Origin of the sequence: Rubrivirga sp. SAORIC476 (assembly GCF_002283555.1) — a bacterium.
Taxonomy (GTDB): Bacteria; Bacteroidota; Rhodothermia; order Rhodothermales; family Rubricoccaceae; genus Rubrivirga.
The window spans coordinates 1875942-1889061 of sequence record NZ_MVOI01000003.1; the positions used below are offsets into that span (position 1 = coordinate 1875942).

At 70.7% G+C, this 13120-nt stretch carries 14 protein-coding genes; 6 read left to right on the forward strand and 8 right to left on the reverse strand.

What is annotated here, in order from left to right; translation table 11 throughout:
* Positions 1 to 47 precede the first annotated feature (47 nt).
* Complete coding sequence (locus B1759_RS20355) at positions 48 to 173, forward strand: hypothetical protein (protein WP_255380492.1); 126 nt, start codon at positions 48 to 50, stop codon at positions 171 to 173.
* Here B1759_RS20355 and B1759_RS09650 read toward each other — a convergent pair.
* The gene (locus tag B1759_RS09650; protein ID WP_095514795.1) at positions 164 to 751 is read right to left on the reverse strand and encodes a DUF421 domain-containing protein; all 588 of its coding nucleotides are present in this window, start codon (positions 749 to 751) and stop codon (positions 164 to 166) included. The genes B1759_RS20355 and B1759_RS09650 overlap by 10 nt on opposite strands.
* A 1-nt stretch (position 752) precedes the next feature.
* Entirely contained in the window at positions 753 to 1316 is a 564-nt protein-coding gene (locus tag B1759_RS09655) for a DUF421 domain-containing protein (protein ID WP_095514796.1), read from the reverse strand.
* A 180-nt stretch (positions 1317 to 1496) separates the two neighbouring features.
* Here B1759_RS09655 and B1759_RS09660 point away from each other — a divergent pair, with 180 nt between their 5' ends.
* On the forward strand, positions 1497 to 3587 hold the full coding sequence (locus B1759_RS09660; protein ID WP_095514797.1) for an acyltransferase family protein: 2091 nt from the start codon (positions 1497 to 1499) through the stop codon (positions 3585 to 3587).
* 66 nt (positions 3588 to 3653) lie between these two features.
* A complete protein-coding gene (locus B1759_RS09665; protein WP_095514798.1) occupies positions 3654 to 4427 on the forward strand; it encodes a DJ-1/PfpI family protein in 774 nt (257 codons plus the stop codon).
* A 291-nt stretch (positions 4428 to 4718) separates the two neighbouring features.
* On the opposite strand, the gene B1759_RS09670 is transcribed toward B1759_RS09665, so the two are convergent.
* Together B1759_RS09670 and B1759_RS09675 are read right to left on the reverse strand one after the other, a co-directional pair.
* Positions 4719 to 5147, reverse strand: a complete 429-nt coding sequence (locus B1759_RS09670; protein WP_095514799.1) for a hypothetical protein — start codon at positions 5145 to 5147, stop codon at positions 4719 to 4721.
* 2 nt (positions 5148 to 5149) lie between these two features.
* The gene (locus B1759_RS09675; protein ID WP_198948809.1) at positions 5150 to 5863 is read right to left on the reverse strand and encodes a prolyl oligopeptidase family serine peptidase; all 714 of its coding nucleotides are present in this window, start codon (positions 5861 to 5863) and stop codon (positions 5150 to 5152) included.
* A 101-nt stretch (positions 5864 to 5964) separates the two neighbouring features.
* Between B1759_RS09675 and B1759_RS09680 the strand changes: the two genes are divergently transcribed.
* Complete coding sequence (locus B1759_RS09680; protein WP_095514800.1) at positions 5965 to 6738, forward strand: MerR family transcriptional regulator; 774 nt, start codon at positions 5965 to 5967, stop codon at positions 6736 to 6738.
* Between the two features lie 42 nt (positions 6739 to 6780).
* Here the strand turns inward: B1759_RS09680 and B1759_RS09685 are convergent, their stop codons facing one another.
* Together B1759_RS09685 and B1759_RS09690 are read right to left on the reverse strand one after the other, a co-directional pair.
* Entirely contained in the window at positions 6781 to 7272 is a 492-nt protein-coding gene (locus B1759_RS09685; protein WP_095514801.1) for a hypothetical protein, read from the reverse strand.
* A 14-nt stretch (positions 7273 to 7286) separates the two neighbouring features.
* Complete coding sequence (locus tag B1759_RS09690; protein WP_158225196.1) at positions 7287 to 8384, reverse strand: OmpA family protein; 1098 nt, start codon at positions 8382 to 8384, stop codon at positions 7287 to 7289.
* 130 nt (positions 8385 to 8514) lie between these two features.
* Between B1759_RS09690 and B1759_RS09695 the strand changes: the two genes are divergently transcribed.
* Positions 8515 to 9432, forward strand: a complete 918-nt coding sequence (locus tag B1759_RS09695; protein ID WP_095514803.1) for a diacylglycerol kinase family protein — start codon at positions 8515 to 8517, stop codon at positions 9430 to 9432.
* A gap of 165 nt (positions 9433 to 9597) precedes the next feature.
* A complete protein-coding gene (locus B1759_RS09700) occupies positions 9598 to 10122 on the forward strand; it encodes a 2TM domain-containing protein (protein WP_158225197.1) in 525 nt (174 codons plus the stop codon).
* A 12-nt stretch (positions 10123 to 10134) separates the two neighbouring features.
* Here B1759_RS09700 and B1759_RS09705 read toward each other — a convergent pair whose 3' ends face one another.
* Complete coding sequence (locus B1759_RS09705; protein WP_095514805.1) at positions 10135 to 11106, reverse strand: RsmB/NOP family class I SAM-dependent RNA methyltransferase; 972 nt, start codon at positions 11104 to 11106, stop codon at positions 10135 to 10137.
* Positions 11107 to 11194: 88 nt separating this feature from the next.
* Positions 11195 to 13093 carry a mechanosensitive ion channel family protein gene (locus B1759_RS09710; protein WP_095514806.1) on the reverse strand — a complete coding sequence of 633 codons (1899 nt, stop codon included), beginning with the start codon at positions 13091 to 13093 and terminating at the stop codon, positions 11195 to 11197.
* Positions 13094 to 13120: the final 27 nt, after the last annotated feature.

Here is a 13120-nt window from a genome sequence, read left to right on the forward strand (position 1 = left end):
CGCTGCTGCCGGTTGCGTGTCTCTCGGGCACGACACCTCCTGGCTCCATGGTCCTCGCCCTGCTCTCGCTCTTCTTGGTCTTCTTCGTGGTCGCCGCTGCGACGGTCCTCGGGCAGCACCGGCTGCGCCCGACCCGCCGCCGTCGGCTGGCGGGGATAGGGCGTCACAGGTAGCGGGCAGCGTTGTCGCGGTCGACGGTCTCCACACGGTCCGCGTCGCGGACGTCGGTGAGCAGGCAGGCCTCCAGCGCCTCGCCGTCCGGCGGGCCGTGCAGAACGGAGATGTCGCCGGTGGTCTCGAACACCACCGCCCGGACCTCGGAGGCGCGGAGGACATTCGCTTCGCGGAGCTTGGCCCACACGTCGGCCTCGGTGACCCTGGCGCGGCGGAGGTTGTCACGCACCATGCCGTCCTTCGTCATCAGCAACAGCGGCTCGTTGTCGACGGCGTTCGAGACGGCCCGGCTCCGCTGTCGGAGCACGGCGAGCCCGATCTGGAGCGTAAAGATGACCGTCAGCGCCACGACGGCGCGGAGCAGCGAGGGCCCGTCGAACAGGACGCTGCCCGCTACGATGGAGCCGATCGCGACCGTCATCGCGAAGTCGAAGCCTGACAGCTTCGAGAACGTCCGCAGCCCGGCGAGGCGGGTGTAGACGATCAGCGCCACGTAGATGCCGACCGCCGTCAGCACCACGTCCCCGACGGTGCCCCAGGTCGTGAACAGCCAGTCGGCCGGGTCGAAGTCGCCCATCTCAGACGGTGTAATCGTCCTCGCCGAGTTCGACGCGGTCCGATTCCCGGACGCCGCGCAGCAGACACGGGTGGAGCGCGGTCCCCGCCGCGTCCCCGTGGAGCACGGAGATGTCACCGGTCGTCTCCAGCACGACCGCCCGCACCTCCGAGGGGTCCAGCACGTTCGCCTCGCGGAGCTTGGCCCACACGTCGTTCTCGGTAACGCGCGTCTTCCGGAGGTTGTCGGTCAGCATCCGATTCCCGGCCATCAGCACGACCGGTTCGTTGTCGAACACGTGCTCGGCCCACGAGGTGTGCTTCCGAAGCCACGACACCACCACCTGGATCGCGAACAGGCTCACCAGCGCGACCGCCGCTCGCGGCAGGGAAGGGGACTCGGAGAGCACCGCCGTCGCCAGGATGGAGCCTGTGGCGATCGTCATCGCGAAGTCGACGCTCGTCATCTTCGAGAAGCTGCGCAACCCGACCAGCCGGACGAGCCCGATCAGGATGGCGAAGACCGCGACGGCGGACAGGGCTACAGCGAGAAGAGCGGTGGGGTCGGCGGTGAACCAGTCGGACATGTCGTGGGGAGGGAGACGCGGCTCAGGAGAGACGGCCTGAGAGTCGCAGACATACGCGGGACGCCGGGCAGAGTGCCGTTGCCGCACGCTTTGGCATCGGAACGAACGCCAGACGAAGGCTCGGGGACTCGGCTTCGGCGGCGAGACCCCTCCCTGTGTCTGCCCGCTAGATTCCGACAGATGAGCAACGAGACCGCGGAGTCGCATCGCCCTGCCCTCGCTTTCCAGCCCCTCCGGACGCCTGGCGAGCGGCCCCCCTTTCGAGCTGACATCGAGGGGGTGCGCGGCATCGCCGTCCTCCTCGTCGTGCTCTACCACGCTGGAGTGCCTGGCTTCTCTGGAGGCTACGTGGGCGTCGACGTGTTCTTCGCTCTCTCGGGCTACCTCATCACCGGAATTCTGGTCGCCGAGGTCGAGCGGACCGGTCGGCTCGACCTCGCTCGGTTCTACGCTCGCCGTGCCCGGCGCCTTCTCCCCGCGGCCGCGGTCCTGCTCCTCGCCACGACGGTATTCGCGTCCGTCTTCTACTCGCCGCTCGAGCAGCAGGGCATCGCGCGGACGGCGCTCGCGACAGCGGCTTATGTCTCGAACATGCACTTCGCGGCGGGCGCGACCGACTACCTGGCGGCCGATGCAGAGACGAACCCTCTGCTGCACACCTGGTCGCTCGCAGTCGAGGAGCAGTTTTACCTCGGCTGGCCCCTCCTCGTCCTGGTCGGTCTGGTCGGGGTCCCGTGGCTCCGCAGGGGGCGGCTCGCGCTGAGCCGTCGGCGCCTCGCCTGGACCATGGGCGCCGTCGCCGTCGCGACGTTCGCGCTCACGGTCGTCCTCATGGGGACGTATCGGACCCACTGGGCCTTCTTCGCCTCGCCCCCGCGGGCGTGGGAGTTCGCCGTGGGAGGGCTCGGGGCGCTGCTTCCCCGCGTCCGGGTTCTCGCGGTGCACGGGGCCGAGTCGGAGATCGGGACTCGCGTGCTCGGGTGGGTGGGGCTCGTCGCCATCGTCGGCGCCAGCACGCTGTACACGGCGCGGACGTCGTTTCCCGGCTGGGCCGCGCTGGCCCCGGTCGTCGGGACGGTCCTGGCGCTCCGGGCAGGGGTCGGGCAGCCGACCACGGCGCTGAGCCGCTTCCTGGAGTGGCGCCCCCTCCGGGAGGCCGGGCGGCTCTCGTACTCCTGGTACCTCTGGCACTGGCCCGTGCTGGTCTTCGCCGACGGGCTGTGGGTGGAGGGTGTAGGAGGCCACCTCTCGCTTCCGGTCCGGCTCGGGCTCCTGGCGTTCTCGCTCGTGCTGGCGGAGGGGTCGTACCGCTTTGTGGAGAACCCCGTCCGGCACCACCGCTGGCTCGCTGGGCGTCCAGCACGAGGGGGGATGCTCCTCGTCGCGCTCACCGCGGGTGGCGTCGCACTCGCCTTCGGGTGGAGAGCGGAGGCCATCCGCGCTGCGCGGTCGCCAGATCAGGCCCTCTACTCTCGGGCCGTCGACGACATCGACCTCGGGACCTACTGCATCACCGACGTCCGGGGGACGGGCCTGACGAACTGCGCCCTCGGTGACACGACCTCGTCCAGGGTGGCCGTGCTGTACGGAGACAGTCACGCTTTCCAGTGGCTGGCTGCGGCCGACCGCGTGGCCGCAGCACACGGATGGCGGCTCGAGACCGTGATGAAGTCCAGTTGCCCCGCCATCGATGCGACGAGGTGGAACGCCAAGCTGGGGCGCGACTTCGTCGAGTGCGATGCCTGGCGCTCGAACGCGATGGACCGGATCGACGCGCTGAGCCCGGAGATGGTCATCGTCAGCTCCGCGTGGACCTCGTTCGACGGCATCCCTCCCGCCGAGTGGGCTTCCGGGACCGCACGCACGTTCTCTCGGCTCTCCAGGGCCAGTGGCTCCGTGCTGGTCGTCCGGGACACGCCACATCCCGGGTTCGACGTCCCCTCCTGTCTCGCTCGCAGGAAGAAGCGGCCAGGCCTGGACTGCTCGTTCGCCCTCGACGGCGGTCAGGGCCAGGCGGTGTACCAGGCCCAGGTGGACGCCGCGTCGGCCTTCGAGAACGTCTCGACCGTGGACCTGACGCGTGTCCTCTGCCCGACGGGGACGTGCGCAGCCCTCCGAGGCGACACGCTGGTCGCCTGGCGCGACGACAACCACATGACGGCGACGTTTGCACGGTCCCTGGCGCCCTCGCTCTCCAGGGCCGTGGACGAGGCGCGTGCCCACGAGCGTTCGGCCGTTCACCCCGGCGTGCCCGTCCGGACGGGCCGATAGGCGACTTGCTCCTCCCCGAGTCAGCGGCTGGAGTCGCTCTAGCTTGAGGTCCTCACGTACGCCCTCATGCGCGCCCCTCGGATCCGCTTCGCACTCGTTCTCGGCCTCATCGCGTCCGTGGGGTGTGCCTCGGACCCGCACCCCGCCGCGGACCTCGCTGCCGCCGTCGAGTCGCGGATCGCCGAGGTCGAGGCCGCAGGCGGGACGGTCCGCCTCGCGGCGTTCGTGGTCACCGACGGCGTGTTCAACTCGGAGCTGATGGCCCCCTACGACGTGCTCCACCACACCGTCTTTCGCGATTCGCTGGACTACGTCGAGCCGGTTGTGGTGTCACCCGACGGCGGCCCGGTGACCACGTTCGAGGGGCTCCGTGTGGACGCTCACTACAGCTTCGCGACGGCCCCACGGGCCGACATCCTCGTCATCCCCAGCACCGACGGCAGCCTCGACCGCGACCTGGACGACGACGCCTACATGAGCTACGTGCCCCATGCTGCCGAGGCCGCCGAATGGGTCCTGACGGTCTGCGACGGTGCCTTCCCGCTCGCGGCGACGGGCCTCCTCGACGGCCGCGTGGCGACCACCTTTCCCGCCGACCGCGCCGCCATGGCCGAGCGCTTCCCCGAGGTGGACGTCCGCGATGACGTGCGGCTGGTGGTGGACGGTACCTACATCACGTCGGTCGGGGGCGGGATGAGCTACGAGCCCGCGTTCTGGCTCGTGGAACACCTCTGGGGGGCCGAGAGAGTGGAGGGCAATGCGGAGGGCCTGGTTTGGCCGTGGGACCTCGCGACTCTGCCTCATCTCGTGGTGGACCGGGACCCGGGAGCAGACCGATGACCGGCAGACGCTAAAGCTGGCCTCCAACACGCCGATCTCTCGCGGAGACCCTTCGGGCGAGGACGAGATTGATATTAAAAATTTTTGATCTCATCTAATCATGCCTCATTATATTCGGATCCCTGGTCTGTCGCCCACTCGCTATGACGCCTCCCCGCATCACGCCTGCCCCCTGGCCCGTCGCGCCACCGCCGTCGTTCGCCAGCTGGGCGCCGCCGCCTGCCCCGAAGCCGAAGTCTTCTGAGAAGGGGACGATGCTCCCCAAGGCCGGCCGCGCCTGAGATCGCTCGGTCAAGGACAAGCCTCGGCCGATCGCGCGTACACCGACGTGCCGAGGTCGTCCTCCAGCCTCAGTGCCTCGCCGTCCCGTGCTGCCCGGTAGGTTCTGCCATCGAAGAGGACCGTGTCTCCGCTGACCTCGACGGAGGTCACGAGGGCCGGGCGGTCGTGGAGGTAGGTCCGCATCTCCGCGCCTTCCACGGTGGCCGCCTCGTCGAGCGCGCCGTCTCCGGAGCAGAAGACCCAGTCCCCGCCGAGGTCCTCCAGACTCAGCAGGGGAGGGGCGGCCGCGAGATCCTCTGGTGGGGCGACCTCGGGTGAGGGCTGGTCCGTCTCGGGCGTGACGAGGGGGGAGGGGGCGCTGGGATCGGCCGTCGCGGGCTCATCGGGGGCATCGGCGCAGGCGCCGAGGAGGAGGGCGAGGAGCAGAAGGTGTCGCATGATCAGTCGTCGAGGTGGTGGCTCAGGAGCCACGTGTAGAGGTCATCGGAGGCATAGGCTTCCGACCACGAGTCGTGCCCGGCGTCCGGGTAGACGGTGAAGCGTACGTCGCCGCCCGCGTTCCGGAGTGTGCGCACCATGCCGACCGACATCTCGATCGGGACGACGGGGTCCATGGCGCCGTGGAACGCCCACACGGGCACGTCGCGGGCGGCCTCGATCCCGAGTGGAAGCCCACCGCCGCAGATCGGGACCGCCGCCGCGAACCGCTCCGGCATGCGCATGATGGCCTCCCACGTCCCGAACCCGCCCATCGACAGGCCCGTCAGGTAGACGCGGCTCTCGTCGATGCGGTACTGCGCGATGGCCGCGTCCAGCGCCGCCGCCACGCGCCCGACCGTCCACCGGCTGCCCGTCGGGACCTGGGGAGCTACGATCACGAAGGGGAGGTCACGGCCCGCCGCCCGCTCCTTCAGCGGTCCGTGGACGCCCACCACGGCGAGGCTGTCGCCCCGTTCGCCCGCGCCGTGGAGAAACAGAAGCAGCGGCCAGTCGCGGTCCGGGGCCGCGTCGTAGCCCTCGGGCAACGAGACGATGGCGTCGCCCGAGGCGGTGTCCGTCCAGCCCCCATCGTAGGCGAGGCGCGTCTGAGCGGAGGCGGAGGCGGCGAGCATGACGGTCAGGAGGACGAAGCCGAAACGGCGGGACGAGGACATCGGCGGGATCAGTGTGCGGAGAGACGGTGAAGCTACGCGACGGCGCTTGCTCCTCCCCCCGCGTCAGGTCCGTACGCTTCGCCATCCCGCCTCCTGGTCCGATGACTCACCGTTCCCTCCCTTCCGGCGACGCCCTCGGGCTCCGCGTCGGTGAGCTGGCCGCGCGGGCCGGTGTCAGCGTTCGCGCGCTGCACCACTACGAGGCGGCCGGCCTGCTCCATCCCCGCCGGACCGGCGCCGGCCACCGGCGCTATGGCCCGGCCGACGCCGAGCGGCTGTTCCACGTCACCGCGCTCCGCGCGCTCGGCCTCGGGCTGGACGCGATCCGCGAGGTGCTCGACGCGCCCGACGCCGACCCGGTCGCGCTCGTGGCTCGCCAGCGGGAGGCGCTGGCCGCCGAGGCTCGCCGCCTCGACGCGCTCGCGGACCGCCTCGGCGACCTCGGGCGCCTTCTCCAGCAGCGCGCCACCGCTGGAGCGCCCATCCCTCCCGACACCTTCCTCACTCTCACCACCGCCATGTCTGCCTTCGACCGCCACTACACGCCCGGGCAACTCCAGCAGCTCGCCGACCGCCGTGAGTCCTTCGGCGAGGACGCCATCCGCGCCGTCGAGGCCGAGTGGCCGCGCCTCTTCGAGGCCGTCGGCCGGGAGATGGACGCGGGCACCAACCCGGCCGCCCCTACCGCCCGCGCCCTCATCGACCGGTGGGACGAGCTGGTGGCGATGTTCACTGGCGGCGACCCCGGCATCCGCCAGTCGCTCGGGACCGCCGTCGAGGCCGACCGCGAAGGCGCCTCAGCGATGATGGGCCTCGACCCGGATCGGATGCGCGACCTGTTCGCCTTCGCTCAGCGCGTCCGCGACGCACGATGAGGTGCGGGAGGCACGCGGGATCGGGCGACGTCCCTCGCCCCGCTACGCCTCGTCGCCGTAGTCCTCGCGGTGCAGGTCGCGCGCTTGCGCGATCCAGTCCTCGCGCTCGATCCGCCCCTGGAACACCTGGATGGCGTCGTTGACGCGTTCCACATCGTCGGAAGTGAAGTTCGCGATCTGACGGAAGGTGGTCACGCCGATGCCCGCCAACTGGCGCTCGATCTTCGGCCCGATGCCAGAGATGCGCTTGAGGTCGTCGATCGGCTTCTCGGCCGGGGCGCCGAACAGGCCCGTCGCGGCACCCGAGGCTGAGGCGGCGGCGACCGGTGCAGCCGCGCTGGCGCTCGCGGCGCGGCAGTCCGCGAGGTCAGCTTCGAGGGCCTGGATGCGCGTGCGCGCCGTCGCGAGGGCGCGGTCGTCCGTGACGACGGTCTCCGTCTCGCGACGGCGGCTCCAGAGGAGCCAGCCGAGCAGGAGGCCGAGCAGGAACGCGGCCAGCAGGCAGAGGAAGATCTGGGAGATGAGGTAGCCCATGGGGTGAGGTGGGTCTAGAGACGGCGGAGAGCGAAGACGACGCGCCGGTTGCGCGCGCGCCCGTCGGCAGTGTCGTTGGAGGCGATCGGCTGGCCCTCGCCGAAGCCGGTCGCGGTGAGGGCGTCGTCGGCGACGCCCTGCGCGAGGAGGTAGGCCTCGACCGCCTCGGCGCGTTCCTGGCTGAGTGCCTGGTTGGCAGCCTCCCCACCCTGCGCGTCCGTGTGGCCCTGCACGTCGGCGCCCACCGTCGGGAAGCGCGTCAGGACGGCGGCGACGCGGTCGAGGATCTCGCGCGACTGCGGCGTGAGGTCATTGGTGCCGCTGGCGAACTCGATCTGGCCGATGGAGAGCGCCTCCCGGAAGGCCTCCTCGGCCGCCACCACGTCGGCGTCGGTCGAGCCGGAGACTTCGAGCTGGTCGCCGATGGCGGGGTCCTCCACGATGAGGTCGCTGCGGAGCGTGTAGGGCGCGGCCACGGCCGCCCGCGCGGCGGTCTCGACCTCGGCTTTGTCCGCCTCGGTCGGCACCGCGCCGCTGAGGACGACGACGCCCCCGGCTCCGCCGTCGCCCGGCTCGATGGAGAGCGCCGGGCGGTTGACGCCCCGGATGCGTCCGAGGAGGGCCAGCAGCGACGCCTCCCAGTCGGCGCGAGCGCCTGCATCGAGGGTCAGCTCATCCCGGACCTCGCGGCCCGGGAAGGCCTCCCGCACCCGCGCCAGCAGCGACGTCCGCACGGCCCCGTTGGGCACGACGCCGCGCAGGACCAGCGCGCCGGCCGCCTGCGACAGCGTGAACGGCGAGACGCCCGCGCCCGAGACCACCTCGGCTGCCGCACCTCCCGTCACGTTCAGGTCGTTGTGGACGCGCCGGACGCCCGGAACGTGCCAGGCGGTCCATGCCGCCTCGGCCGCGGCCTCGGTCGTCGGCACCGACCCGCGCAGGACCACGTCGCGGCCCGACACCTCGGCGGTGGCGCCCGGCACCCCGGCGAAGGCCGCCTCGACGCGCCGGGTCATCTCTGCTTCGATGTCGGAGGCATGGAGCGAGACGCAGAGGAACGTCAGGACGAGGAGCCCGATCAGGCCGAGAAGCCAGGTGACGGTCTGGGACATGGCGACGCCGAGGGTGAGGGGACAATATGGACCCCAAACCATTTGACTCCAAACCAGTTGGCGCCAGACTCCTGCGGCGAGAGGCATCCGCGAGGAGGATCGGGCGTACACACCGCCCTTCCCCTTTCTCATGCGCGTCCTCTACAACGCCTCGGCCGGCAGTGCCTCCGAGGCCGACCTCGAGTCGCTCCGCACGCTGCCCGGCGTCGACTTCGTCGACTGTGCCGATCCGGCCGCTCTCATGGATGCGGCGACCGAGGCCTCGCACGCGGGGATCGACCTGGTGGTGGCCGCGGGTGGCGACGGCACCGTCCACCTCGCGGCGAACGGGCTGATGCGCGCCGGAGAGACGGCCGCGACGCGCCCTGCGCTCGGTCTGCTTCCGCTCGGTACCGGCAACGACCTCGCGCGAACGCTCGGGGTGCCCATCGGGCTCCATCCCTTCGACGCGATCGATGCGCTCCGCCACGCCGACCGCCGCCTGATCGACGTCATCCGGATCTCGCATGATGGGGACGACGACGAGACCGAGTTCGCCATTAACGTGTGCGCGGGCGGCTTCTCGGGGACCGTCGACGAGGTCATGACGTCGGAGCTGAAGGCCACCTGGGGGCCGCTGGCCTACCTCGTGGGCGCGGCCAGGGCCCTGCCCAACCTGGCCGACTTCGACACGCGGATCTCCTGGGACGACGGCCCGGACGAGCGGGTCTCGGCCTACAACGTCGTCGTGGCCAACGCTCGGACGGCGGGCGGTGGCAAGCCGGTCGCGCCACGCGCCAACCCGGAAGACGGCCTCCTGGACGTGGTCGTCGTCCGCGCCGATGCCGACCTCGTGCGCCTCGCCGCCCGCGTCCTCGCCGGCGACTACCTCGACGACCCCGACATCGTCTACAATCAGGTGTCGCGGCTCCGTGTGGCCTCGCAGCCAGGGATGTGGTTCAACGTCGACGGCGAGTTGAGGACGAATGTGCCCATCACCTTCGAGGCCGTGCCGGGTGCGCTGCGCGTGTGCGTCGGGACCGACTACACGCCTGACCCTCGGCTTTGACGTGCTCGTCGACGTTCACCGGGAGGCGCTGAATCCGGTCGTTTTCAGGCGTTCGGAGGAGCGAATCGACCACGTAGGCGACTGTTTCCTAGAGGGTATACCTGGGGCCGGATGCGTGGCGGAGGACTTGCGGGTCGTAGGTTTCCCCCTCTGACCATCGCTGTCATGACTCCGTCCGATGCCCGTGCCCAGGCTCTCGCCGAGTCTCGTTTCTTCGGCCACCTGTCCGCATTCGCCGTCGTCACGGCGGTGCTGCTGGGGGTGAATCTGGTGATGGGCGGGGCGATGTGGGCCGCGTGGGTGGGGGTCGCGTGGGCGCTGATCGTGGCGAGTCACGCAGCGGCCGTCTTCCGCCACGTCCTGGGAGGGGACTGGATCGAGCGCCGCGCCGCCCTGCTCCAAGTCGCGCCCAACCACGATGCGCTCCGCCATCTGGAGCTACGCCTCCGTGCCCTCGAAACGGCAGGGCCTGTCTCCAGCCGCCCTGCTCCGGCCCCCGAGGTCCTCGATCCGTTCGACCTCGGCTCCGCGAACGCCGTCGGGCGCCCGGTCGCGCCGGAGTGGATCGGCGCGGCGCCCGAGGTGGATGTCCCCGACGATCCGTTCGCCATGTCGCGCGAGCCCATCGACACGCCGCGTCTCGACGGCCCGGCACCGCGCTCGCGGGCCCGCTCCAAGCCGACCGCCTGACGCGGCCGGTCGCTAGCTCTTGTCGACAGTGCTGGACCGCTTGGCCAGCTTTGCGATGTAGAAGCCTTCCAGGAGGGTGTTCGGCAGCACGCGACGGGTCGTGGCCAGGGTCGAGTCGAACGGGCGGTCGTTCCAGGCGTCGAGGCCGGGGACGGTCTGGTCGGCGACGGGGCCGCGCGTCGGCAGGCCGGCATCGACCACCTCGATGGCGTCGCCGAAGGTGCGGAGCACCTTGGCCACGACGCCCTCGTTCTCCTCGGGCGCGAAGGTGCACGTCGAGTAGACGAGCGTGCCGCCGGGCTTGAGGGCCTGGATGCCCGCCCAGAGGAGCTTGACCTGCTTGGAGCGCATCTCGCGGATCTTGCGGGGGCTCCAGTAGGCCGTCGTCTCGGGATCGTGCGTCCGGAAGCGCCCCTCGGTAGAGCACGGCGCGTCGACGAGGACGCGGTCGAAGGACTCGGGCTCGCGGCGCCAGTAGACGGCCCCGTTGCCCATCCACGGCAGCACGTTGGTCGCGCCCTGCGCGTAGACGTTGGCCTTGAGCTTGTAGAAGCGCGGACGCACCTTCTCGACGGCCGTGACCTCGCCCTGCCGCCCGACGAGCGCGGAGAGCTGGCCCGTCTTCGAGCCCGGCGCGGCGCAGAGGTCCAGCACGCGGTCGCCGGTGCGGGGCGCGAGCGCGATCGGCGCCAGCTGGCTGGACACGTTCTGGATGTAGATGTGGCCGTCGGCGTAGGGCCGGGAGGCGAGCAGCACCGGGCGGCTGTCGGCCGGGACGGCGTAGGCGCCGGGGACGCCCTCGACAGCCTGGACGGGAACGCCCTCGTCCATCAGGACAGAGATCGTCTCCTCCTCGTCCCGGAGCATGGTGTTCACGCGGAAGCCCGTCGCGATGGGCGCCTCGAAGGAGGCGAGGACGGCGTCCAGACGGTCCGCCGGGACGATCTGCTGAAGCCGAGCGACGAACGGATCGGGAAGCGGCACGGGGTAAGAAGCGGTTGGAGACAGCGGAAGACACTACAATCGCCGAATCGAACCCCTGGGACCGGGAAAACGAGAAGGAGAAGCGTCGTCAGCTCTCCGCCGCCTCGTCCCCCTTCGCCTTTCCGCGAAGGAAGCGTGGCAGGGCCACGTCCGGCAGGTCGGCCGGGTCCACCTCGGGAGCGGCGTCGGCCCCGTCGGTGGCCGAGGTGGGCGTCGTCGCGGCCCGGCGGCCCTCGTCGTCGCGGAGCGCGGCAGCGTCCGGGACGGTGGACGGGCCCTCGCGGTAGGCGCCGTAGGTGGGGCTCAGGATCTCGATCTCCGCCTCGGCGAACTGGTCCTGGATGTTCTGGTGCATGTCGCTGTAGAGGCGCGCCATGCGGGTCACCTCGCGGGTGTACGCGTTGAGCTGGTACGCCACCGAGAAGTCGCCGAGGCCGGTCTGGAGCACGAACGGCGGCGGCTCGGTCTCGATGCCCGCCGTGTCGCGGGCGGCCTGCGTCAGCAGCTGGTGGACCTGCGGCCAGGGCACGTCGTAGCCGATGGTCACCTCGGTGTGCAGGATCACGCCGCTCCCCTCGCGCGCCATCCGCGAGTAGTTGACGATGTGGTTCGAGAGCACGTTCGCGTTCGGCACCGAGATGTCCTCGTTCTTCGTCGTCCGGACGCGCGTCACCAGGAAGCTCTTCTCCACCACGTCCCCGAACACCTCGCCCATGCGAACGCGGTCGCCGATGCGGAAGGCGCGCGTGTACGTCAGCACCACGCCCGCCACCATGTTGGAGATGGCCGTCGAGGAGCCGAGCGACAGGAGGAGACCGAAGAAGACCGTCAGCCCCTGGAAGCCGCGGTTGTCGGCGATGGGCGTGTAGGGATAGATCAGCATCAGTCCCATCACCACGAGGAGGAACTTGACGATCTTGCGCGTCGGGTCGGCGAGGTCGGCGTGGAAGCCCGCCAGTTCGGCCTCACCGCGCGCGACGCGCTGGAAGAGGTAGTCCGAGATCTGCATGATCCACCGGACCACGACGATGATCACGAGGATCGCGATCACGTTGTCGACAGAACTCAGCAGGACGGCGCCGAGCTGGCGCAGCGGTGTGAGCGCGGCGTCGAGCAGGTTGTGGCTCCAGCTCTGCGTCCACGGGAACTGCCCGAAAGCGAACGTCAGGAAGGTGTAGACGAACACGAGCGAGATCGCGAGTCGGGCGAGCCCCACCAGAGCCCGACCGAACCGCGACACCTGATCCTTGCCCACCACCTCCAGCGTCCCGATCTGGATGCCGCGCAGGTACAGCCGCCGGAGCGCGACCGTGCGCGTGTCGAGCCAGGCGAACGCTCGTCCCAGGAGCCGCAGCGCCACGACGAGCACGACGAGCGCCAGCAGCGAGTACGCGAGGCCCCAGAGGACCCCCCGCAGGGTCGCCTGCTCGCGGTATTCGAGCACCGCCTCGACGATCTGTGCGCGGTAGCGGGTCGCGGCCAGGGACCGGCGCAGCCCGAGGGCCGCCGCATCGTCGTCGGTGACCGTCATCACGATCACATCGCCCACCTGGATGGTCGTGAGCGTGCGGCCGTCGACGACGCGGAGCGTGGTGGGGTCGATCTCGCGGCTCTGGGCCAACTCCCCGAGGCGGGCTGAGAGCCGCTCCGCCCGCTGATTGAGGGAGAGGTCGCCCAGGCCGCCCCAGATGCGAAAAAGGACCCGGCCGACCAGCGTCACGTCGATGCCTTCGGCCAGCGCGTTCGAGACGGTCTCCGTCGAGTCGGAGAGCGACGCGACGGCGAGGGAGTCCAGCTCGGCGGCGGCCGAGTCCGACAGCGTCTCGACGGCGAGCGGCTCCGGGCGGCCCGCCGCAGTGGAATCGGCGAGCGGGGGCGAGTCGGTAGCCGAGGTGGAGTCGGCGACCTGTGCGAGGGAATCCGTCGGCTGGGCGACGGCGCCGACGCCGAGCGAAGCGAGGAGAGCGAGGCGGAGGAGGAGCGGCACGGAAGCGGCGTAGGGGCACCTCCACGA

What these genes read in the sequence shown, in the direction of transcription:
- B1759_RS20355 (WP_255380492.1), top strand. Translation starts at nt 48, where the DNA reads ATGGTCCTCGCCCTGCTCTCGCTCTTCTTGGTCTTCTTCGTGGTCGCC.
- B1759_RS09650 (WP_095514795.1), bottom strand. Translation starts at nt 751, where the DNA reads ATGGGCGACTTCGACCCGGCCGACTGGCTGTTCACGACCTGGGGCACC.
- B1759_RS09655 (WP_095514796.1), bottom strand. Translation starts at nt 1,316, where the DNA reads ATGTCCGACTGGTTCACCGCCGACCCCACCGCTCTTCTCGCTGTAGCC.
- B1759_RS09660 (WP_095514797.1), top strand. Translation starts at nt 1,497, where the DNA reads ATGAGCAACGAGACCGCGGAGTCGCATCGCCCTGCCCTCGCTTTCCAG.
- B1759_RS09665 (WP_095514798.1), top strand. Translation starts at nt 3,654, where the DNA reads ATGCGCGCCCCTCGGATCCGCTTCGCACTCGTTCTCGGCCTCATCGCG.
- B1759_RS09670 (WP_095514799.1), bottom strand. Translation starts at nt 5,147, where the DNA reads ATGCGACACCTTCTGCTCCTCGCCCTCCTCCTCGGCGCCTGCGCCGAT.
- B1759_RS09675 (WP_198948809.1), bottom strand. Translation starts at nt 5,863, where the DNA reads ATGTCCTCGTCCCGCCGTTTCGGCTTCGTCCTCCTGACCGTCATGCTC.
- B1759_RS09680 (WP_095514800.1), top strand. Translation starts at nt 5,965, where the DNA reads ATGACTCACCGTTCCCTCCCTTCCGGCGACGCCCTCGGGCTCCGCGTC.
- B1759_RS09685 (WP_095514801.1), bottom strand. Translation starts at nt 7,272, where the DNA reads ATGGGCTACCTCATCTCCCAGATCTTCCTCTGCCTGCTGGCCGCGTTC.
- B1759_RS09690 (WP_158225196.1), bottom strand. Translation starts at nt 8,384, where the DNA reads ATGTCCCAGACCGTCACCTGGCTTCTCGGCCTGATCGGGCTCCTCGTC.
- B1759_RS09695 (WP_095514803.1), top strand. Translation starts at nt 8,515, where the DNA reads ATGCGCGTCCTCTACAACGCCTCGGCCGGCAGTGCCTCCGAGGCCGAC.
- B1759_RS09700 (WP_158225197.1), top strand. Translation starts at nt 9,598, where the DNA reads ATGACTCCGTCCGATGCCCGTGCCCAGGCTCTCGCCGAGTCTCGTTTC.